Source organism: Neorhizobium sp. CSC1952, assembly GCF_030378245.1.
Classification (GTDB): domain Bacteria; phylum Pseudomonadota; class Alphaproteobacteria; order Rhizobiales; family Rhizobiaceae; genus Neorhizobium; species Neorhizobium oryzae_A.
Window position 1 is genome coordinate 4173314 of record NZ_CP128416.1, and the last position, 20678, is coordinate 4193991.

The 20678-nt window shown below is 63.1% G+C and carries 20 protein-coding genes; 15 read left to right on the forward strand and 5 right to left on the reverse strand.

The window, feature by feature from the left end:
• The first annotated feature begins 7 nt into the window (after positions 1-7).
• Positions 8-937 carry a lipid A biosynthesis lauroyl acyltransferase gene (locus QTA58_RS20125; protein ID WP_289670480.1) on the forward strand — a complete coding sequence of 310 codons (930 nt, stop codon included), beginning with the start codon at positions 8-10 and terminating at the stop codon, positions 935-937.
• A gap of 183 nt (positions 938-1120) precedes the next feature.
• Positions 1121-1834 (forward strand): PAS domain-containing protein, encoded by a 714-nt coding sequence (locus tag QTA58_RS20130; protein WP_289670481.1) that lies wholly within the window; start codon positions 1121-1123, stop codon positions 1832-1834.
• Positions 1835-1837: 3 nt separating this feature from the next.
• Here the strand turns inward: QTA58_RS20130 and QTA58_RS20135 are convergent, their stop codons facing one another.
• The 3 genes from QTA58_RS20135 to QTA58_RS20145 all read right to left on the reverse strand — a co-directional run bounded on the left by QTA58_RS20135 (position 1838) and on the right by QTA58_RS20145 (position 3467).
• On the reverse strand, positions 1838-2194 hold the full coding sequence (locus tag QTA58_RS20135) for a VOC family protein (protein WP_085424531.1): 357 nt from the start codon (positions 2192-2194) through the stop codon (positions 1838-1840).
• A gap of 10 nt (positions 2195-2204) precedes the next feature.
• Positions 2205-2612, reverse strand: coding sequence for an SRPBCC family protein (locus QTA58_RS20140; RefSeq protein ID WP_289670482.1), 408 nt, complete (start codon positions 2610-2612; stop codon positions 2205-2207).
• A 66-nt stretch (positions 2613-2678) separates the two neighbouring features.
• Positions 2679-3467 (reverse strand): helix-turn-helix domain-containing protein, encoded by a 789-nt coding sequence (locus QTA58_RS20145; protein WP_289670483.1) that lies wholly within the window; start codon positions 3465-3467, stop codon positions 2679-2681.
• Positions 3468-3654: 187 nt separating this feature from the next.
• Here QTA58_RS20145 and gndA point away from each other — a divergent pair, with 187 nt between their 5' ends.
• Positions 3655-5088 (forward strand): NADP-dependent phosphogluconate dehydrogenase, encoded by a 1434-nt coding sequence (gene gndA / locus QTA58_RS20150; protein WP_085424528.1) that lies wholly within the window; start codon positions 3655-3657, stop codon positions 5086-5088.
• Between the two features lie 68 nt (positions 5089-5156).
• Here gndA and QTA58_RS20155 read toward each other — a convergent pair whose 3' ends face one another.
• Positions 5157-6212, reverse strand: a complete 1056-nt coding sequence (locus tag QTA58_RS20155) for a LacI family transcriptional regulator (RefSeq protein ID WP_085424527.1) — start codon at positions 6210-6212, stop codon at positions 5157-5159.
• Positions 6213-6623: 411 nt separating this feature from the next.
• Here QTA58_RS20155 and QTA58_RS20160 point away from each other — a divergent pair, with 411 nt between their 5' ends.
• From QTA58_RS20160 to QTA58_RS20200, 9 genes are all read left to right on the forward strand, one after another.
• On the forward strand, positions 6624-7859 hold the full coding sequence (locus QTA58_RS20160) for an ABC transporter substrate-binding protein (RefSeq protein WP_085424526.1): 1236 nt from the start codon (positions 6624-6626) through the stop codon (positions 7857-7859).
• A 103-nt stretch (positions 7860-7962) separates the two neighbouring features.
• Positions 7963-8865, forward strand: coding sequence for a sugar ABC transporter permease (locus QTA58_RS20165; RefSeq protein ID WP_085424525.1), 903 nt, complete (start codon positions 7963-7965; stop codon positions 8863-8865).
• On the forward strand, positions 8858-9802 hold the full coding sequence (locus tag QTA58_RS20170) for a carbohydrate ABC transporter permease (protein ID WP_085424524.1): 945 nt from the start codon (positions 8858-8860) through the stop codon (positions 9800-9802). Before QTA58_RS20165 ends, QTA58_RS20170 begins: the two co-directional genes overlap by 8 nt.
• A gap of 6 nt (positions 9803-9808) precedes the next feature.
• The gene (locus tag QTA58_RS20175; protein ID WP_289670485.1) at positions 9809-10921 is read left to right on the forward strand and encodes an ABC transporter ATP-binding protein; all 1113 of its coding nucleotides are present in this window, start codon (positions 9809-9811) and stop codon (positions 10919-10921) included.
• A gap of 244 nt (positions 10922-11165) precedes the next feature.
• Positions 11166-13598 (forward strand): glycoside hydrolase family 2 protein, encoded by a 2433-nt coding sequence (locus QTA58_RS20180; protein WP_289670486.1) that lies wholly within the window; start codon positions 11166-11168, stop codon positions 13596-13598.
• Between the two features lie 23 nt (positions 13599-13621).
• Positions 13622-14383, forward strand: coding sequence for a sugar phosphate isomerase/epimerase (locus QTA58_RS20185; RefSeq protein WP_289670487.1), 762 nt, complete (start codon positions 13622-13624; stop codon positions 14381-14383).
• Between the two features lie 22 nt (positions 14384-14405).
• Positions 14406-15539, forward strand: a complete 1134-nt coding sequence (locus tag QTA58_RS20190; protein WP_289670488.1) for a Gfo/Idh/MocA family oxidoreductase — start codon at positions 14406-14408, stop codon at positions 15537-15539.
• Between the two features lie 96 nt (positions 15540-15635).
• Positions 15636-16679 carry an L-glyceraldehyde 3-phosphate reductase gene (gene mgrA, locus QTA58_RS20195; RefSeq protein WP_289670489.1) on the forward strand — a complete coding sequence of 348 codons (1044 nt, stop codon included), beginning with the start codon at positions 15636-15638 and terminating at the stop codon, positions 16677-16679.
• A 277-nt stretch (positions 16680-16956) separates the two neighbouring features.
• Positions 16957-17298: an RcnB family protein gene (locus QTA58_RS20200; RefSeq protein WP_085424519.1), complete on the forward strand. Its 342-nt coding sequence runs from the start codon at positions 16957-16959 to the stop codon at positions 17296-17298.
• 90 nt (positions 17299-17388) lie between these two features.
• On the opposite strand, the gene QTA58_RS20205 is transcribed toward QTA58_RS20200, so the two are convergent.
• Positions 17389-18402 carry a zinc ABC transporter substrate-binding protein gene (locus tag QTA58_RS20205; protein WP_289670490.1) on the reverse strand — a complete coding sequence of 338 codons (1014 nt, stop codon included), beginning with the start codon at positions 18400-18402 and terminating at the stop codon, positions 17389-17391.
• A 101-nt stretch (positions 18403-18503) separates the two neighbouring features.
• Between QTA58_RS20205 and QTA58_RS20210 the strand changes: the two genes are divergently transcribed.
• Genes QTA58_RS20210 through QTA58_RS20220 form a run of 3 tightly spaced genes read left to right on the forward strand, consistent with a single transcriptional unit; the run spans position 18504 to position 20678 of the window.
• On the forward strand, positions 18504-19439 hold the full coding sequence (locus QTA58_RS20210; RefSeq protein ID WP_341850269.1) for a metal ABC transporter ATP-binding protein: 936 nt from the start codon (positions 18504-18506) through the stop codon (positions 19437-19439).
• A complete protein-coding gene (locus QTA58_RS20215; protein WP_289670492.1) occupies positions 19432-20256 on the forward strand; it encodes a metal ABC transporter permease in 825 nt (274 codons plus the stop codon). Before QTA58_RS20210 ends, QTA58_RS20215 begins: the two co-directional genes overlap by 8 nt.
• The gene (locus QTA58_RS20220) at positions 20256-20678 is read left to right on the forward strand and encodes a Fur family transcriptional regulator (protein ID WP_289670493.1); all 423 of its coding nucleotides are present in this window, start codon (positions 20256-20258) and stop codon (positions 20676-20678) included. The genes QTA58_RS20215 and QTA58_RS20220 overlap by 1 nt, the downstream gene beginning before the upstream one ends.

Consider the following 20678-nt stretch of genomic DNA (forward strand, 5'->3'; position numbering starts at 1 on the left):
CCTGCCCGTGAAGATGTTCATCGTCCGGATCGCGATCGCGCTGCGAAACTTCCAGCAATGGCTGGTGGCGCAGATCGCATTCGGCTTTCTCAATCTTCTCAAGGTCTTTCCGGCCGATCCGGCGATCCGTTTCGCCGACCGGCTGGCGCGCCGCATCGGTCCGAAGCTCGGCCGCCACAAGCTGATGCTGGTCAACCTGCGCAATGCCTATCCGGAAAAGACCGACGGAGAGCTTCAAGAGATTGCCATCGCGAGCTGGGGCCATATGGGCCGGCTTGCCGCCGAATACGTCTTCCTAGACCGCCTGTTCGATTTCGATCCCGGCCAGGAAAAGCCGGGCAGGGTGGAAGTGTCGGGCATACCGATCTTCCTCGACCTGCGCGACAATCCGCGCCCCTTCATCGTCTTCACCGCCCATACCGGCAATTTCGAGCTTCTGCCGGTTGCAGGCAAGGCGTTCGGCCTGGAAGTGATGGTGCTCTTCCGGCCGCCCAACAATCCTTATATCGCCGAGAAGGTGTTCGACTTCCGGGCAAGCCGCATGGGTCAGCTGGTGCCGTCGCATGCCGGCTCGTCCTTCGCGCTCGCCCGCCGGCTGGAAGCGGGCGGCGGCGTGGGTGTCCTGGTCGACCAGAAATTCCGGAAAGGGCTCAAGACGACGTTCTTCGGCCGGCCGGTGCAGACCAATCCGCTGCTCGCCAAGCTCGTGCGGCAATTCAATGCGGACGTATATCCGGCACGCTGCATCCGCCTGCCGGACAATCGCTACCGGCTGGAGATCGAACCGAAGATCGAACTGCCCCGGGATGCAAACGGAAACCTCGACGTTCAGGGCACCGCGCAGGTGCTGAACGACAAGGTGGAGAGCTGGGTGCGGGAATACCCCGAGCAGTGGCTCTGGTATCACGATCGCTGGCATATCAAGGGACGGCTGTAATCTGCGGATGTGCAGAATCTGATTACATCTCCGGATTGCGTGGCCGGACATTCTGCATTAAGTCATCGGCCACAAATGGGGTCTGATTTTGAGAAAAAAATTAATGTGAATCGCATCAAATGACGGAGACATCGATCTCGGGGGAGGTCGGCGTTATCTCCGGACAAGGAGAGGGGTGGTTCTTTGCAGGCCTTGATCGATCTTTTCTGGTTCAAATATGCCGATCTTCGGCAGGCGATCGAACATAACGACACACAGGCGACCGCCGCGCTCGACCGCGAGCTTGACCCGCTGCTGCTGGCCATCTTTTCGAGCCAGGGGAAGGATGCGACCAGCATCCAGGCGCAGTTCCGGTTCGCCCTCGATCTGCTGAACGAGGAGGCGGACGACGGCGGCTGCGTGCGCCGCAACGGGCATCTGCTGCAGATGCTGGTCGAGCGCTACGTGGTTCCCGAGACCGGCCTTTCGCTCAACCGCCGGCCGGCGCCGGAACCGACGGAAACCTCGGTGATCGCCGATGCCACGGCCGACGGCTTTCTCGACGACGCGCTCCTCAACCGTATTTCCGACCGCATCGTGGTGATCGCGCCGGGCTACCGCATCTTCTATTCGAACGAAACGAATGCCCGCCGTCTCGATTTGCCGCGCGATGCGCTGATCGGCCGGCATATCGCCGAATTCGTCGGCATCCACCGCTTCCAGAACGAGTTCAAGCCGGCTCTCGACCGCTGTTTCGAGGGCGAAAGCATCTCGCTCACCTATGCGGACCAGATCGACGGGCGGACCGTCGTGATCCGCTGCCGCATGTCGCCCTGCGTTTCAGGGTCGTCGCAGCTCATCGGCGCGCTCCTGGTCATGCAGGAGACGGCCGACCGCAGGCGGCGTCCAGCGGCATGATCCCTATTTATCCGACCACACGGCGAGCTCATATCCTTCTGGGTCGGTGAACTGGAACCGGCGCCCGCCGGGGAAGGCGAATATCGGCTTGACGATCCTGCCGCCGGCTTCCTCGACCTTTGCCTGGATGGCTTCGAGATCATCCGCGAAGAGGATGACCAGCGCGCCGCCTTTGGCGCTCACATTCCCGGATTTCGCAAAGCCGCCGGTCAGCCGCCCGTCCTGGAATTCGCAATAGTCCGGTCCGTAATCGGTGAAGGTCCAGCCGAAGGCCGCGCCGTAGAACGCCTTGGCTCTTTCGATGTCGCCGACATTGAATTCGATATAGTCGATCTTGCGATCCGCTCCTCTGGCTCCCATGAGTTGCCTCCTATCCCTTCCGTTCCATGAGTTCTTTCAGCGTCCTCAGGTCCTTGAGAACATGAGCGGCGTCCGATTCGAAAGCCGCGTCGTCGAGATCCGGGCGCTGCAGCAGCGTGAACATGATTTCCGCGCCGTCGCCGTTTCGCATCACCCGCAGCGGATTTTCCACGACGAGGCCGTTTTCCATCGTCACCGTATGGTCGAGGATGCCGAAGGGGTTGCCGGGAGTGAACCGCACGCGCACCTTGCCGAGCGGCCCGCCGTCGCCGATCCAGTCGTTGCCATCGCGGTCAAGGCTGGTGGACAGTCCCGAGGCCCAGAGCGGCATGTTCTCGGGGTTGGACGCGAAGGCGTAGACCTCCTGCCAGGGCCTTTCGATGCTCATGTGAATGATACGGGCGGGCATGGTCGTCATGGTCGTTCCTCCATTTCCCGCAGGCTTATAGGAAAAGGACCGCCGTTTCTTGAAGAAAACGGACAATCAGGCGGAGAGCTGCCGGCGAATGTCCTGCGGCGTCAGCGTCGTAAGTTCCTTCACGTCCCGGCTCATGTGAGCCTGATCGGCATAGCCCGCCTCGTAGGCCAGAATAGCCAGATTGTCCGATGCAGGTTTTTGCAGAAGGCCGAGGAGACGCTGGAGGCGGAGAACGCGCTCGAGCGTCTTCGGCCCGTAACCGAAATGGTCGCGGCTTCGCCTCCGCAGGGTGCGCTCGCCGAGTGCCGCACCTGCCGAGAAGTCGTGCAGCGTCCCGCGGCTCAGGCGGTTGAAGAGCGCTTCCATGTCACCCTGCGGATCAATCGCCGCGGCTGCCTCTCCGCCTGCCCAGGCGCAAAGACGTGCCAGCCTGCGTCCCGCGTCGGCTTCGTCTGCGAGCTGTTCCTCGATCGCTCTGACATCACCTCGCACGTCCCGCAGCGGCACCGACCGCCCGACGAGCTCGCTCAGCGGAATGTCAAGCCAGCGCAAGGCGGCGCCTGGCCTGAAGCGCAGGCCGAGGACCGTCTCTCCGGCGGGCAGGGCCGGGAACGCGGCGATGCGGTCGGGGCCGATCACCATCAACCGGCCGCCCGTCCATATCAGGTCCGAACAACCGTCAGGCACGACTGCCGTCCCTCCTGCGGAATGCTCAGGCAGCCTGTGCGACCAGACGCGGCGGAAGAGCCTTGCGAGCCGGCCGGTCGCCGGCTGCTCGCGATAGGTGCCAGCGCACATGGCCAGCACCGGCATATCTGTCTTGTCTGTCTTGTCTGTCTTGGCGGCGGCACTCATGACGATCCTTGTCGCATCCGATATGGGCACAGGCAAGGCATCGTTTCGGCAAAGCCGGACGGCATGCCCCGTCATCCGTGGGAAGACGCAGTGTCATCGAAATTTAATCGTTTAATGTCGCCTCAGCCTTGCCGTCGAACTATATGAGTGCGACAACACCCTCGAATCTTCAAATGGAGGCACATCCGTGGAACAGGCAGAAATCGGCCTTATCGGGCTCGGCGTCATGGGCTCGAATCTTTCGCTCAACATCGCCGAAAAAGGCAACAGGATCGCCGTCTTCAACCGCACTCCGGAAGCGACCCGCAAGTTCTATGCCGAGGCCGGCGAACTGCAGGGCCAGCTCGTGCCCTGCGAGACTCTCGAAGAATTCGTCGCCGCCATCCGCCCGCCGCGGCCGATCATCATCATGATCAAGGCCGGCGATCCGGTCGACCAGCAGATGGAGCTCCTGAAGCCCTATCTTTCGCCCGGCGACATCATGATCGATGCCGGCAACGCGAATTTTCGCGATACGATGCGCCGTTTCGACAATCTGAAGGACAGCGGCCTGACCTTCATCGGCATGGGCGTCTCCGGCGGTGAAGAGGGTGCCCGTCACGGCCCGTCGATCATGGTCGGCGGCACGGAAGAGAGCTGGAAGCGCGTCGAGAAAGTGCTGACCTCGATTTCCGCCAAGTTCAACGGCGAACCCTGCGTCGCCTGGCTCGGCGAAAACGGCGCCGGCCATTTCGTCAAGACCATCCATAACGGCATCGAATATGCCGACATGCAGATGATCGCCGAAATCTACGGCATCCTGCGCGACGGCCTCGGCATGAGCGCGTCCGAGATCGGCAATGTCTTCGGCCGCTGGAATACGGGCCGTCTCAATTCCTATCTGATCGAGATCACCGAGAAGGTTCTGAAGGCGACCGATCCGATTTCCGGCAAGCCGATGGTCGACGTCATCGTCGACAGTGCCGGCCAGAAGGGCACCGGCAAATGGTCGGTCATCGAGGCGCAGAACCTCGGCGTCGCCGCGACTGCGATCGAAGCAGCCGTCGCCGGCCGCATCCTTTCGTCGCAGCGCGAAGAGCGCGCCGCCGCCGAGAAGATATTCGGCCTGCCGAAGGTCGCGGAGAGGCCGAAAGACGGCATGGCCTTCCTCGCCGATCTCGAAAACGCGCTGCTGGCCGCCAAGATCGGCGCCTATGCGCAGGGGTTCGCGGTCATGGCCGCCGCTTCCGCCGAATACAACTGGAACCTGCCGATGCCGACGATCGCCAAGATCTGGCGCGCCGGCTGCATCATCCGCTCGCAGTTCCTCGACGAGATCACCTCCGCCTTCACCAAGGATCCGCATGTGGCGAACCTCATCGTCACGCCGGCCTTCGCGAAGATGGTCAAGGAAACCGATGGCGCGCTGCGCCGCGTGGTCTCCTATGCAACGCTTTCCGGCCTGCCGGTTCCGGCGCTCGCCTCGGCGCTTTCCTATTTCGACGCCTACCGACGCGGCCGCGGCACGGCGAACCTGATCCAGGCGCAGCGCGATTTCTTCGGCGCCCATGGCTTCGACCGTCTCGACGGCGTGGACAGGCATCATGGCCCGTGGGGCAGCGGTCTCGGCAACAACGCCTGATCTTCGATCCCTTGTGAAAAGAATACGCCCGCCTCTCCGGCGGGCGTCTCGTTTCAGCCCTGAGCCGTTCAGTCCGCGGGCGCCATCTTCGACCAGACCGGCTGGCTGATGCTCTGCAGGAGCTCGGGCGCGACGCCGTCTATGCGGGCCATCACCGCCTTGGCAAGTTCGCGGCCGGCCTGGCGGACATCCTCGTTGACGGTATAGATTTCCGGCCGGATCCAGTTGAGGAACTCGGCCGACTGTTTCGACACGAGGTCGACATCGACGCCGAGCCTCTTGCCAGCCGCCTCGAGGCCAGCCACGAGCGCGATCGTTGCTGAGCCGCTGATCGAAATGATCCCGTCCGGCGGCTCCGCCGAGCGCATCAGCCGCTCCGCATAGGCGCGGGTCTCCTCGAACGGCGTTTCGCTCGTCACGCGCCCCATCGGCACTTCCGTCGCGCCGAAATCCGCAAGGCCGCGCTCGAAGCCGATGCGGCTGTGGATGTAGAAGGAGAATCGGCTCTGCGGCGACAGGAACGCGATGCGCCGGCGGCCCTTCTCGACCAGCTTGCGGACGGCCTGGTAGGCGTAAGCCTCGTTGTCGTAGTCGTGGTAGGGATGCTCGATGCCCATGTCCGTGCGGCCATGCGTGGCAAAGGGGAGGTTCCGTTCCGTCATCAGCCGTACCCGCGCATCCTCGGGCTCGATGCGTGAGATGATCACGCCGTCCGCCGAACCGGTGTCGAGGATGTAGCGCACCGGCACCATCGGGTCCTTTTCGAAGGAGTGCGGCGTCACCACCAGGTGATATTGCGTGCCGCCCAGCACTTCCGTAATGCCGTGCACCATCTGGCTGGTGAAGCCCATCAGCTCCTCGTCGATGCTCAGGACCAGGGCGATGACATTGGTCTTGCCGGTGCGCAGGCGCACGCCGGCGCGGTTCGGCTGATAACCGAGCTGGTTGGCGACCAGCCGGACACGTTCCTTGGTCTCCGCGCCGATATCCGGCGCATCCTTCAAGGCCCGCGAGACGGTGGTGATGCCAAGCCCCGTCATATAGGCGATCGTCTTCAAGGTGGGACGCGCCCGACCTGCGCCCTGGATTGATGCGCCTGTCCTTGATCTTCCACTGTCGTCCATTCGTCACCACCGCCCGAGTCAGGCCGTCACTATAGTGAGCCGAAGCTTGCCTGAAAACGGCGCGATTCCTCCCGATATTCTCTCCAGAGGGTATTTACTGTAACGATAGAGGTAAAATGTCGAGTGGAATTTCGGATTTTTGAAAAATGCATTTTCCAGAAGTTGTACAACGCAGATGCGAAATCGAATTTTGCAATTGCGAATGCAAGAAAGCTATATGTGGGCAAGGCATTCGATAAATCGCGTATTTTGAGGCCTTGTGCGTTTGTCGCAGTTTCTTCCGGCGGGTCATGTATTCTCCCATTGATTGTATTTTCTCGGATCACGAATTTTTTCCGATAAAACGGGTTGCACGTTTTTTGCGATTGGCCTACGTTTTTACGGCAACGTTTCAGTGAGGGAGGAGAACTCATGGATTTCCGTGCAATGGCGGCCGCCTTGGCCGCGACGGTCGCGCTGCCTTTCGGCCTCGCGAATGCGACTGATCTGGAAGTGACGCATTGGTGGACGTCCGGAGGTGAGGCCGCAGCCGTTGCGGAACTTGCCAAGGCATTCGATGCGACCGGCAACAAGTGGATCGACGGCGCGATCGCCGGTGCCGGCAGCACCGCGCGACCGATCATGATCAGCCGCATCACGGGCGGCGACCCGATGGGTGCGACGCAGTTCAACCACGGCCGGCAGGCCGAGGAGCTGGTGCAGGAAGGCCTGATGCGCGACCTCACCGAGGTGGCGGAAAAGGGCAAGTGGAAGGAAGTCATCCGTCCGATCAGCCTGCTCAATTCCTGCACCATCGACGGCAAGATCTACTGCGCGCCGATCAACATCCATTCCTGGCAGTGGCTGTGGCTTTCGAACGACGCGTTCAAGGCGGCCGGCGTCCCCGTGCCGAAGAACTGGAATGAATTCGTCGCCGCCGCGCCGGCGCTGCAGAAGGCAGGCATCCAGCCGCTTGCGCTGGGCGGCCAGCCCTGGCAGGCGAACGGCCTCTTCGACACCCTGACCATCTCGATCGGCGGCAAGGAGCTTTACGAGAAGGTCTACAAGGACAAGGACGAGGAGGTCGCCGCCGGTCCCGAGATGGCGAAGATATTCGCCGCCGCGGACCAGGCCCGCCAGATGGCCAAAGGCAGCAATGTCCAGGATTGGAACCAGGCGACCAACATGGTGATCACCGGCAAGGCCGGTGGCCAGATCATGGGCGATTGGGCGCAGGGCGAGTTCCAGGTCGCGGGAAAGACGGCCGGAACCGATTACAGCTGCCTGCCGGGCCTCGGCCTCAACCAATATCTGACGACCGGCGGCGATGCCTTCTATTTCCCGGTCCTCAAGGATGAAGCGAAATCCAAGGCGCAGGATATCCTGGCCGAAACCATCGTCGATCCCAAGGTGCAGGTTGCCTTCAACCTGAAGAAGGGTTCGGTCCCCATCCGGGGTGACGTCGATATCGCTGCTGCCAACGACTGCATGAAGAAGGGGCTGGATATCATCGCCAAGGGAAACATCGTGACCAGCACGGATCAGCTGCTGTCGCAGGATACGCAGAAGCAGAAGGAGGACCTGATGTCCGAGTTCTTCGCCAGTGCCTCGATCACGCCGGAAGACGCGCAGAAGCGCTTCGCGGACATCATCGGCTCTGCCGATTGATCTCTCCCGTCGTGCGGGGGCGGCCGTCAGCATGACGGCTGCCCCATAGCCGGCGGCGGCCGGCTCCTTCCAAGCTTCTTTCTTCAACGGAGGATGGCCCAGCATGGTCAAACAGGCAGCGGCCGGGCGGCCGAACCATCTGTTCCGCAATCTCAATTCCAAGATCGCGTCCATTCCGATGATCCTGGTCGCCAGCGTGATCTTTCTCGGCGGCACGCTCTGGACGGTGATCTATTCCTTCACCAATTCGAGGCTCCTGCCGCGGCTGAATTTCGTCGGCCTGGACCAGTATGAGCGGCTCTGGGCCTCTTCCCGCTGGATCATCTCGATCCAGAATCTGGCGATCTACGGCATTCTCTCGCTGATCTTCAGCCTGGTCATCGGCTTCGTGCTGGCGGCCCTAATGGACCAGAAGATCCGCTTCGAAAACACCTTCCGGACCATCTTCCTCTATCCCTTCGCGCTCTCCTTCATCGTCACCGGCCTCGTCTGGCAATGGGTTCTCAATCCGGAGTTCGGCATCCAGTCGGTGGTCCGCTCGCTCGGCTGGACCGGCTTCAGCTTCGATCCGCTCTATGACCCCGACATCGTCATCTACGGCATCCTGATCGCCGCGCTCTGGCAGGGCACGGGCCTCGTCATGTGCCTGATGCTTGCGGGCCTGCGCGGCATCGACGAGGACATCTGGAAGGCCGCGCGGGTCGACGGCATCCCGATGTGGAAGACTTACCTCCTCATCGTCATTCCGATGATGCGCCCGGTTTTCATCACCACGCTCGTCATCATCGCGAGCGGCATCGTGAAGGTCTACGACCTCGTCGTCGCCCAGACGAGCGGCGGTCCCGGCAATGCCTCCGAAGTGCCGGCGAAATACGTCTACGACTACATGTTCCAGGCGCAGAATCTCGGCCAGGGGTTCGCCGCCTCGACGATGATGCTGCTGACCGTCGCGATCATCATCGTTCCGTGGGCCTATCTGGAGTTCGGAGGGCGCAAGCGTGGCTAACATTTCCACCCTCAACACGACCGTGGCAGGCATCGATGCCGTTTCATCGCGCCTTGCTTCCGGCCCCCGCGGCCGCAAGCCGCGGCGGGTCCTGTCGCGCCGCAACGTCATGCTCTACGGCACGCTGATCGTCGCGGCCCTTTATTACCTCCTGCCGCTCTACGTGATGGTCGTCACATCGCTCAAAGGAATGCCGGAAATCCGGCTCGGCAACATCTTCTCGCCGCCGCTGGAGATCACCTTCGAGCCCTGGGTCAAGGCCTGGGCCGAGGCCTGCACGGGGCTCAACTGCGACGGACTCTCGCGCGGCTTCTGGAATTCGGTGCGCATCCTCGTGCCGTCGGTCGTCGTGTCGATCGCGGTGGCGTCGGTGAGCGGCTATGCGCTCGCCAACTGGCGGTTCAAGGGCGCTGAACTCTTCTTCTCGATCCTCATCGTCGGCGCTTTCATTCCCTATCAGGTGATGATCTATCCGATCGTCATCGTGTTGCGGGAAATGGGCATCTACGGCACGCTCACCGGGCTGGTCGTCGTGCATACCATCTTCGGCATGCCGATCCTGACGCTGCTCTTCCGCAACTATTTCGCCTCGCTTCCGGTCGAACTCTTCAAGGCGGCGCGCATCGACGGAGCGGGTTTCTGGCAGATCTATTTCCGGATCATGCTGCCCATGTCGCTGCCGATCTTCGTGGTGGCGATGATCCTGCAGGTGACCGGCATCTGGAACGACTTCCTGTTCGGCGTCGTGTTCACCCGGCCGGATACCTATCCGATGACCGTGCAGCTCAACAACATCGTCAATTCGGTCCAGGGCGTGAAGGAATACAACGTCAACATGGCGGCCACGCTGCTGACGGGCGCGGTTCCGCTGATCGTCTATTTCATCTCCGGCCGGCTTTTCGTCCGCGGCATCGCCGCCGGCGCAGTCAAAGGGTAAAGCCTGATGCACGACACTGTTTCCCTCCGCCCGAAGAGCAGCGTTTCCATCCGCGAACTGTCGCTTTCATTCGGCTCGGTGAAGGTGCTGGAAAACCTGAACCTCGACATCCGCGACGGCGAGTTCCTGGTGCTGCTCGGCTCCTCCGGCTGCGGCAAGTCCACGCTGCTCAACTGCATCGCCGGCCTCCTCGAACCGACCGAGGGCCAGATCTTCATCAAGGACAGGAACGTCACCTGGGAAGAGCCCAAGGACCGCGGCATCGGCATGGTCTTCCAGTCCTATGCGCTCTATCCGCAGATGACGGTCGAGAAGAACCTTTCCTTCGGCCTGCGCGTCGCCAAGATGGCGAGGGAGGAGATCGACCGCCGGGTGGCGCGTGCCGCCGGCATCCTGCAGATCGAACCGCTGTTGAAGCGAAAGCCCGCCGAACTTTCCGGCGGCCAGCGCCAGCGCGTCGCGATCGGCCGCGCGCTGGTCCGCGACGTGGACGTCTTCCTGTTCGACGAGCCGCTCTCGAACCTCGACGCCAAGCTGCGTTCCGAATTGCGCGTCGAGATCAAGCGGCTGCACCAGGCGCTCAAGAACACGATGATCTATGTCACCCACGACCAGATCGAGGCGCTGACGCTCGCCGACCGCATCGCCATCATGAAGAGCGGCGTCATCCAGCAGCTCGACGATCCGGTGACGATCTACAACCGGCCGAAGAACCGGTTCGTCGCGGGCTTCATCGGCTCGCCGTCGATGAATTTCCTGACGGGCGAACTGGCGGAGGAGGGCGGTCGCCCGGTCTTCAGGACCAACGGCACCAGCTTCTCGCTCGACGGCTACGACGCCGCGCAGCCGCTCGCCCCGGGACGCAAGGTCATCCTCGGCGTCCGGCCGGAGCATATCAAGGTGGACGGCGACATTTCCGGCGGCGAGGTGCACGAGGCGGTGGTCGATATCGAGGAGCCGATGGGCGCCGACAACCTCATCTGGCTCAAACATGCCGGCCATACGCTGTCGGTACGCATCGGCGGCGCCCGGCGCTATGCGGTCGGCGCCAAGGTCCGCCTCGCCTTCGACATGACCATGGCCTCGCTTTTCGATGCCGAGACGGAAGAGCGGATTTGATGTTGCGCTGGTGCCAGTTTTGCCTAGGTCGGTTGCGGTCGCGTCAAGCGTTACCCCCCTCTGGCCTGCCGGCCATCTCCCCCACAAGGGGGGAGATCGATTCGTGGCAACGTTTCGCCATCCCCCACGCTCGCGATGGGAGCGGTGAGCAGGCTCCCAGCCAATCTCCCCACCCGTGGGGGAGATGGCCGGCAGGCCAGAGGGGGGCGGACACGGCACGCCATAGCTTTCCCGGACAGATCCAATGACATCCATCGACCTCTCCGGCACATGGCAGCTTACCTCCGCAACCGGAACGCATCGCACCGAGATTCCCATCCCCGGCGACGTGCACAGCGCGCTGAGATCGGCCGGCATCATCCCCGACCCTTATTTCGGCCGCAACGAGAACGAGGTGCAATGGGTCGCTCGTGAGGACTGGGCGGTCGAGCGGCAGTTCACGCTCGATGATCCGGACGGGTCCTGGTATCTCGACATCACCTATCTCGACACCGTTGCGACCGTCTTCGTCAACGGCGTCGCGGTTCTGGAAGCCGACAACTGCTTCCGCCGCTACCGGCCGGACGTGTCGAAGGCACTGAAGCCCGGCAGGAATACGATCCGCATCCTCTTCCGCTCCAGCATTACGGCAGGGGCGGAGCGCCAGGCGCGGCAGCCCTTCTACATTCCCTATTCCACCGCAAATTGCCCGATTCCCAACGGAAACATGCTGCGCAAGCCGCAATGCCATTTCGGCTGGGACTGGAATATCGCGCTGGCGCCGCTCGGCCTCTATGGCGAGATTGCGCTGAAGAAGCTCGAAACCGCCCGCATCGAACATGTCGTCACCAGTCAGAGACATGACGGCGGTGCGGTCGACCTCCATGTGACCGTGACGTTCCATGCCGAGGAGCCCGGTATCCTGCCGGTTCACCTCTCGTTCGGCAGCGAGCGCGTCAGACTCGACTGTGGCGTAGGCCCAGGCGAAACGGTGATCACTCACGTCTTCCATATCGAAGAGCCGAAACTCTGGTGGCCGGCGGGTAGCGGCGACCAGACGCTGTATCGGCTGGAGGTCGATATCCCATCCGAGACGATCGTCCGCCGGGTCGGTCTGCGCACCGTCGAACTCCTGACCGATCTGGACGAGGCCGGGAGCCGCTTCGCGTTCCGCGTCAACGGCCGCGAAATCTTCTGCCGCGGCGCCAACTGGATCCCGGCCGACGCGCTCTTCTCGCTGACGAGCCCGGAAAAGACCGAGGACCTGCTGCGCTCGGCGATCGACGCGAACATGAACATGATCCGCGTCTGGGGCGGAGGCTTTTACGAGGCGGACTGGTTCTACGACTTCTGCGACCGGCTCGGCCTGATGGTCTGGCAGGATTTCCAGTTCGCCTGCAATCTCTATCCCTCGACGCCGGATTTCCTCGAAAACGTCGAGGCGGAGGTGGACTATCAGGTCCGCCGGCTGAGCTCGCATCCCTCGATCGTCCTCTGGTGCGGCGACAACGAACTGGTCGGCGCGCTCAACTGGTTTCCGGATTCTCGCGAGAACCGCGACCGCTATCTCGTCAACTACGACCGGCTGAACCGCACGATCGAACAGGCTGTGAAGAAGGCCGCGCCCGGAGCGATCTGGTGGCCGTCGAGCCCGGCTTCCGGCTATCTGGACTATGGCGATGCCTGGCATGCGGACGGCTCCGGCGACATGCATTACTGGTCGGTCTGGCACGAGAACAAGCCGTTCGACGATTACCGTTCGGTCCGGCCGCGCTTCTGCTCGGAATTCGGTTTCCAGTCCTATACCTCGCTGCCAGTGATCGAGACCTACGCGGCGGCGAAGGACATGAACATCGCCTCGCCGGTGATGGAGCATCACCAGAAGAATGCCGGCGGCAACGAGCGCATCGCCGGCACGATGTTCCGCAATTTCCGCTTTCCCGCGGATTTTCCGAATTTCGTCTATTTGAGCCAGGTGCAGCAGGGGATCGCGATCAAGACGGCCGTCGACTACTGGCGCTCGCTGAAACCCCATTGCATGGGCACGCTCTACTGGCAGCTCAACGACACCTGGCCTGTCGCCTCCTGGTCGAGCCTCGATTACGGCGGAAGCTGGAAGATGCTGCATTACATGGCCCGGCGCTTCTTCCAGCCGGTCGCCGTGGCGGCCATCCCGTCGGAGGACGGACGGGAAATCCGCCTGTCACTGGTCAATGACACGCCCGCGGACGTCACGGTCACCATCAATCTCTCGCTGCTCACGCTCAAGGGCGAACGCACGCGGCTGCGAAGCGTCGAAGCCGTCTGCACGCCGGATGCCGCGGTGACCGTCCTGACCTTGCCGGCCTCGGACATTCCTGCCGCCTCGATCCTTGCCTGGAGCTTCACCGCTTCCGACGGTACGGGCGGCGAGGGGCATTATGTCCACGGCACCTACAAGGCGCTGGAACTCGAACCTGCCGGTCTCGAACTTTCCGTGTCGCCCGCAGGTGACGGCGCTTTCGACCTGCTCGTGCAGGCGAGGGGACTGGCGCTCTTCGTGCTGATCGAGAGCGCCACGCCCGGCCGCTATTCCGACAACGCTTTCGATCTGGCCGCCGGCGAGAGCCGGCGCATCACGTTCACTCCCGCCGTGCCGGGCGGCACGGCCCCGCAATTCCGCATCTACGACCTCCATTCCTGCCAGGCGGCAGGCTAAAGGTCCATTTCGAGGAGAAGCCTATGACGAAGCTCGGTTTTCAGCTCTATTGCGCCCGCAATTTCCCGCCGCTTTCCGATATCCTGAAACTCGTCGCCCGCGCCGGCTATTCGGAAGTCGAGGGTTACGGCGGCATCTACGCGACGCTCGACGAGGCCGGCCTGAAAGCGCTGCGCGCCGAGCTCGACGCCAACGGGCTGGCCATGCCGACCGGCCATTTCGGCCTCGACCTCCTCGAAAAGGAGCCGGAACAGGCTCTGCGGATCGCGAAAATCCTCGGCATCGAGGCGATCTATTGCCCATTCCTCATGCCGGACCAGCGGCCGGGCGACGCCGCCGGCTGGTTCGCCTTCGGCCGGCGGCTGCAGGAAGCCGGCAAGCGGTATCAGGACGCCGGCTATACGTTCGGCTGGCACAACCACGATTTCGAGTTCAAGGCGCTTGCCGACGGTTCGACGCCGCAGGAGCAGATCCTGGCCGGCGGCCCCGATCTCGCCTGGGAGGCGGATATCGCCTGGCTCATCCGGGGCGGCGCCGATCCCTATGCGTGGATCGAGAGCTACGGCAAGCGCATCTCGGCCGTGCATGTGAAGGACATCGCGCCGGCCGGCGAGAATGCCGACGAGGACGGCTGGGCGGATGTCGGCCACGGCACGGTGCCGTGGAAGGACCTGATGGCGGCGCTGAGAAAAACGCCGGCCAGGCATTACGTGCTCGAACACGACAATCCGAAGGATGTCGAGCGGTTGCTGACGCGCTCGATCGCCTCCTTCAAAACCTATTGATCAGAAGATTCCGGAGTTTTTCATGTCCAGGGAACTTGGCGTCGGCATCATCGGATGCGGCAATATTTCCACCACCTATTTCAAGCTGGCGCCCCTCTTCAAGGGGCTGAAAGTGCTTGCCTGCGCCGACCTCAACAAGGAGGCGGCCGAGATGCGCGCCGAGGAATACGGCGTCAAGGCGCAGTCGATCGCCGAGTTGCTCGACAATGACGAGCTCGACGTGATCGTCAACCTGACGATCCCGGCGGCGCATTTCTCCGTCTCCAGGGCGATCCTCGAAGCTGGAAAGCACGTCTACTCGGAAAAGCCGCTGACAATCACGCTCGAAGAGGGCAAGGCGCTGCAGAAGCTCGCGAAGGAGAAGGGGCTTTCCGTCGGCTGCGCCCCCGATACCTTCCTCGGCGGCGCCCATCAGCTCGCCCGTAAATATATCGACGAGGGGGGCGTGGGCCGCATCACCTCCGGCACCTGCCATGTCATGAGCCCCGGCATGGAGATGTGGCATCCGAACCCCGGCTTCTTCTTCCTGGAAGGCGGCGGGCCGATCCTCGACCTCGGGCCCTACTACATCGCCAACCTCATCAACTTCCTCGGGCCGGTGAAGCGGGTGGCGGCGCTCACATCCATGGCGAACAAGACCCGCACCGTTACCAGCGAGCCGCTCAAGGGGCAGGTGATCCCCGTCGAGACGCCGACCAATATCCACGCCCTGCTCGAATTCGCGAACGGTGCCACCATCACGCTGTCGGCAAGCTGGGATGTCTGGTCGCACCGCCATGCGAACATGGAGCTCTACGGCACCGAAGGCTCGCTCTTCGTGCCGGACCCGAACTTCTTCGGCGGCGTGGTGGAGGCGAGCGGCCGCAACAAGACCATCGAGCCGCTCGAACCCTGGGACCACCCCTTCGGCATCCTCAACCAGGAAAGCCCGCAGGGGCCGCGCGCCAATTACCGCACGGCCGGTCTGGCGGACATGGCGATGGCGCTGATCGAGGGGCGCGATGCCCGCTGCTCGCTGGAGCGCACGCTGCACGGCGTGGATGTCATGACCTCGATCCTGAAATCCGGCGAGGAACACCGGTTCGTGGAGCTCACGACCACCTGCACCCAGCCCGCCGCGCTCGGAATAGACGAGGCGCTGGCGCTGCTGCGCTGACTGCCGAACGGGAAAACCGGTTCCCACCTTGCCCGGAATTGCTCTATGAATGCGGCGCGCTTTTCCGCGCCGCATTTCATCCGGAGGACTTCGATCATGACCTGGCAACCGGCGGCAAACCGCTACGAAACCATGAAATACAACCGCTGCGGCCGTTCGGGGCTCAAGCTTCCGGCGATCTCGCTCGGCCTCTGGCACAATTTCGGCGACGACACGCCCCATGAGCGCAAGGTCGCGATCGCCCGCAAGGCGTTCGATCTCGGCATCACCCATTTCGACCTCGCCAACAATTACGGTCCCAGGCCCGGCAGTGCCGAACTCGCCTTCGGCCAGATCCTGCGCGAGGATTTTCGCGGATACCGCGACGAGCTGATCATCTCGTCCAAGGCCGGCTACAATATGTGGCCCGGTCCCTACGGCGAGTGGGGAAGCCGCAAATATCTGATCGCCTCCTGCGACCAGAGCCTCAAGCGCATGGGCGTCGACTATGTCGACATCTTCTATTCGCACCGTTTCGACCCGGAGACGCCGCTCGAAGAGACCTGCGGCGCGCTCGACCATATCGTCAGGTCGGGCAGGGCGCTCTATGTCGGCATCTCGTCCTACAATTCGAAACGCACCCGCGAAGCTGCGGCGATCCTCAAGGAACTCGGCACGCCGATCCTCATCCATCAGCCGAGCTATTCGATGATCAACCGCTGGGTCGAGGAGGACGGCCTTCTCGACACGCTCGACGACCTCGGCATCGGTTCGATCGTCTTCTCGCCGCTGGCGCAGGGCATGCTGACCTCCAAATATCTCGGCGGCATCCCGCAGGACAGCCGCGCGGCGCAGGGCAAGTCTCTGCGCACGGCCTTCCTCAACGAAAAGAATATCGCCAACCTCAATGCGCTCAACGCGATCGCGGAAAAGCGCGGCCAGACGCTGGCGCAGATGGCGATCGCCTGGGTTCTGCGCGGCGGCCGGGTGACGACCGCGCTGATCGGCGCCAGCCGGCCGGAACAGGTGGAGGATTGCGTGAAGGCACTCGACAGGCTCGATTTCACCCCGGAAGAGCTTGCCAAAATCGACACCTATGCGAAAGACGCCGACATCAACCTCTGGGCCGCCTCGGCCGAGCGAAAGGGGCCACAGCGGTAAGCGGTAAACGGGGTTTTGCCCCTCATACCCTGCAGCGACCTTCTCCCCGTTATGGCGGGGAGAAGGATGGATAGCACGCCCTTCGCTTTCGATACTCGGGAGGGCGAATCGCCTCGCCTCGGCCGCTCCGTTGACGGTGCGTTAAAGCAGCGGTGCCTCGCTTCAAAAAATTAACGGAACGTCATAATTTCATTACAGAAATGTAATTCCGCGGTTCAGATACGGTTCATCATTCGGGGCCTAGTTTCCGGGCGTGGTCAACACGAGGAGACACCCGATGAAAAAGTTCTTTGCCATCCTTCTTTCCGCAACCGTTCTTGCCGCTCCCATGGCGCAGGCGCAGGACTGGCGCCACGGCCCCGACCGTTCCCGGCACGTGGAAAAGCGGGTCGACAAGCGCGTCCATGTGCAGAAGAAGGTCGTCGTCCACAAGCATCGCTGGGTGAAGGGTCACCGCATGAGCCCGGCCGAACGGCGCCGCATGGCCGAGATCCGCGACTACCGCCGCTATCGCCTGTCGGCGCCGCCGCGCGGCTACCACTGGGTCAAGGTCGACAACGACTTCCTGCTGGTCGGCATCGCCACCGGTGTGATCTCCAGCATCATCGCTTCCCGCTAAGGGCAAGTCTGTCTGCGGGCGCTGCCTTCAAGCGCCCGCAAGACTTCGCATCGATCGCCACCATGCGGCCGGCCGGCGTTTCCTGCCGGTTCACGTTCCCTGAGACAGGCAATCCTTCATCGAGCTTGCGAGCCCGCGCATCAGCTCGAAATAGAGGTCCGGACCTTCCTTCAGCGTCGCCGCCTCCGGGTCGAGCGTTGCCGAGCGGGCCGGCGTTCCTTCCGTCACCACGGCCACCAGCTTCGGCTCGAACTGCGGTTCGGCGAAGACGCAAGTCGCGCCGAGCTCCGTCACCTTCCTGTGGATCTGGCTGATCCGGTCGGCGCCGGGCATGGTTTCCGGGCTGACCGTGACCGAGCCCGCCACGCTCACGCCGTAGCGCTTTTCGAAATACTGGTAGGCATCGTGGAAGACGATGAAGGGCTTGTCCTTGACGGGCTCCACGGTCGCCTTCAATTCGGTGTCCAAGGCGTCGATCTTCTGCATCAGCGCCGCCGCATTGGCCTGGTAGGCCGCGGCATTCGCCGGGTCGGCGGAGACCAGCGTCTTCTCGATCTCGGCGGCGATCGCCTTGGCGTTCATCGGATCGAGCCAGAGATGCGTGTCGAAGGCGCCGTGTTCGTGTTCATGACCCTCATGCTCATGGCCCTCATGCTCGTGACCTTCGCCTTCGGCATGTTCCTCATCGTGGCCGCCATGTTCATGTGCCGCCTCGCCCTCATGGCCGTGGTCATGCGCCTCGAAGGCACCGCCTTCGCGGAAAGGAAGTTTTTCCAGGCCGGGCGCATCCTCGAGTTCCACCACCGTGGCCCTGGAACCCAGGGCCTCCAGGGGCTTTTCGAGGAAGGCTTCCATGCCTGGCCCGACCCAGAAGACGATATCGGCGCTCTCGATCGTCGCAGCGTTGGAGGGCTTGAGGGAGAACGTATGGGGCGAGGCGGCTCCCGCGACGATCAGCTTCGGCTCGCCGACGCCCTGCATGATGGAGGCCACCAGCGAATGGATCGGCTTGATGGAGACCACGACGTCCGGCGCCGCGAAAGCAGCGCCCGCGCCGGCGAAAAGGGCGGTGGCGGACAAAAGGGAAAGAGCAGGGAGATTCATGCCGTGTCCTTGCATTGATCTGTAATGTTATTACATCAATTGCGTTATGCTATAACGTGTGTCATAGCCAGTGACAACAGGGATTCCGGAAAAACATGCTGATGACCAACAGGGCCGCGGCCCTTCGGAGCGAAAGCCAGCTCGTCTCGCTCGAAAATGCCGGCATCCGACGCGATGGCCGCTGGCTGGTGCGCGGTCTCGATTTTTCGATCCGCCGCGGCGAAGTGGTGACGCTGATCGGGCCGAACGGGGCCGGCAAATCGACGACCGCGAAGCTGGCGATCGGCGTGCTGCGGCCGGACGAGGGCGCGGTCACCAGGGCCTCCGGCATGCGTATCGGCTATGTGCCGCAGAAGCTCGCGATCGACTGGACCATGCCGCTGTCCGTGCGGCGGCTGATGCGGCTCACCGGTCCACTTCCCGACGGGGAGCTGACGGATGCGCTTAAGGCCACCGGCATACCGCATCTCATCGACGCGGAGGTGCGGCACCTGTCCGGCGGCGAGTTCCAGCGTGCCCTGCTTGCCCGCGCGATCGCCCGCAAGCCGGACCTCATGGTGCTCGACGAGCCGGTGCAGGGCGTCGATTTCGCCGGCGAGAGCGCGCTCTACGACCTCATCCGCTCGATCCGCAACTCGACCGGCTGCGGCATCCTGATGATCTCGCACGACCTGCACATGGTCATGGCCGGCACGGATACCGTCATCTGCCTCAACGGCCATATCTGCTGCCGCGGCACGCCGGAAACCGTCAGCCAGAGCGCCGACTACCTGAAGCTCTTCGGCAACACGCGCTCGCTTGCCGTCTACAGCCATCACCACGACCACACCCATCTGCCGGACGGCCGGGTCCTGCACGGCGACGGCTCGATCACCGATCATTGCCATCCCGGCGACGGACATCATCCCGAGGACGGGCACCGTCCTCACGAGCATCACGATCATTCGCATCACTCGCACGATCACCACCATCCTCACGAGCACAAAGGCCACGCCCATCATGCGGCAGGCCCAGGCAGGGAGGACGATCGTGCTTGACGATTTCTTCACACGCGCCCTCATCGCCGGGGTCGGCGTGGCGCTGACGGCGGGTCCGCTCGGCTGTTTCGTCGTCTGGCGGCGGATGGCCTATTTCGGCGACACCATGGCCCATTCGGCACTGCTCGGCGTGGCGCTGTCGCTCTTCTTCGAGATCAATCTCCTGATTTCCGTCTTCGGCGTCGCGGTGGCCGTATCCCTGCTGCTCCTGATGCTGCAGCGGCGGCAGTCGCTTTCGGCGGACGCGCTGCTCGGCATCCTCTCCCATTCGGCGCTGGCGATCGGCCTCGTGCTGGTCGCCTTCATGACCTGGGTGCGCATCGATCTCGTCGCCTTCCTGTTCGGCGACATTCTTGCCGTCACCCGCACCGACATCGCGCTCATCTGGGGCGGCGGCGCGCTGGTGATCGCAGCACTCGCCTTTCTCTGGCGTCCGCTGATCGCGTCCACCGTCAGCGAGGACGTGGCGGAAGCCGAAGGCATGAAGCCGGCGCAGGCGCGGCTCCTCTTCATGCTCCTGATGGCGCTCGTCATCGCGATCGCCATGAAGATCGTCGGCATCATGCTGATCACCGCGCTGCTGATCATTCCGGCCGCCACGGCGCGGCGCTTTTCCGCCAGCCCCGAGATCATGGCCGTCGCCGCATCGCTGATCGGCGCCGTCGCCGTCGTCGGCGGCCTGTTCGGCTCGCTCACCTACGATACGCCGTCCGGCCCTTCCATCGTGGTCGCGGCGCTCTTACTTTTCATTCTGAGCCTCATCCCGACAGCGGGAAAAAACACGGCCGACAGGGCCGGCAACACAGGAGTGCGATGATGAACGCACCAGTATCTTCACCGGCGCTCACCAAGAACCAGTCGCTCGTCTTCGACGTGCTGACCCGTTCGGATGCGCCGATGAGCGCCTATACGATCCTCGACAAACTCCGCGACCACGGTTTCCGGGCGCCGCTGCAGGTCTATCGGGCGCTCGACAAGCTTCTCGAATTCGGCATGGTGCATCGGCTGGAGAGCCTGAACGCCTTCGTCGCCTGCGCCCATCCCGAAAGCGACTGCTGCGCCAAGGGGCACGGCCACGGCACGGTCGCGTTCGCGATCTGCGAGAGCTGCGGCCACGTGTTCGAATTCCACGATCACGCCGTCGACCATCGCCTTGGCGACTGGGCGAAGGGCAAGGGCTTCAAGCCGGCCAAGACAACGATCGAGATTCGCGGGGTCTGCAGTTCCTGTGCCGCCTGA

Bases quoted from the DNA above. Each gene is read 5' to 3' on its own strand.
- QTA58_RS20135 (WP_085424531.1), bottom strand. From the start codon at position 2,194: ATGGGAGCCAGAGGAGCGGATCGCAAGATCGACTATATCGAATTCAAT.
- QTA58_RS20140 (WP_289670482.1), bottom strand. From the start codon at position 2,612: ATGACGACCATGCCCGCCCGTATCATTCACATGAGCATCGAAAGGCCC.
- QTA58_RS20145 (WP_289670483.1), bottom strand. From the start codon at position 3,467: ATGAGTGCCGCCGCCAAGACAGACAAGACAGACAAGACAGATATGCCG.
- QTA58_RS20155 (WP_085424527.1), bottom strand. From the start codon at position 6,212: ATGGACGACAGTGGAAGATCAAGGACAGGCGCATCAATCCAGGGCGCA.
- QTA58_RS20160 (WP_085424526.1), top strand. From the start codon at position 6,624: ATGGATTTCCGTGCAATGGCGGCCGCCTTGGCCGCGACGGTCGCGCTG.
- QTA58_RS20165 (WP_085424525.1), top strand. From the start codon at position 7,963: ATGGTCAAACAGGCAGCGGCCGGGCGGCCGAACCATCTGTTCCGCAAT.
- QTA58_RS20175 (WP_289670485.1), top strand. From the start codon at position 9,809: ATGCACGACACTGTTTCCCTCCGCCCGAAGAGCAGCGTTTCCATCCGC.
- QTA58_RS20180 (WP_289670486.1), top strand. From the start codon at position 11,166: ATGACATCCATCGACCTCTCCGGCACATGGCAGCTTACCTCCGCAACC.
- QTA58_RS20185 (WP_289670487.1), top strand. From the start codon at position 13,622: ATGACGAAGCTCGGTTTTCAGCTCTATTGCGCCCGCAATTTCCCGCCG.
- QTA58_RS20190 (WP_289670488.1), top strand. From the start codon at position 14,406: ATGTCCAGGGAACTTGGCGTCGGCATCATCGGATGCGGCAATATTTCC.
- mgrA (WP_289670489.1), top strand. From the start codon at position 15,636: ATGACCTGGCAACCGGCGGCAAACCGCTACGAAACCATGAAATACAAC.
- QTA58_RS20200 (WP_085424519.1), top strand. From the start codon at position 16,957: ATGAAAAAGTTCTTTGCCATCCTTCTTTCCGCAACCGTTCTTGCCGCT.
- QTA58_RS20205 (WP_289670490.1), bottom strand. From the start codon at position 18,402: ATGAATCTCCCTGCTCTTTCCCTTTTGTCCGCCACCGCCCTTTTCGCC.
- QTA58_RS20210 (WP_341850269.1), top strand. From the start codon at position 18,504: ATGACCAACAGGGCCGCGGCCCTTCGGAGCGAAAGCCAGCTCGTCTCG.
- QTA58_RS20220 (WP_289670493.1), top strand. From the start codon at position 20,256: ATGAACGCACCAGTATCTTCACCGGCGCTCACCAAGAACCAGTCGCTC.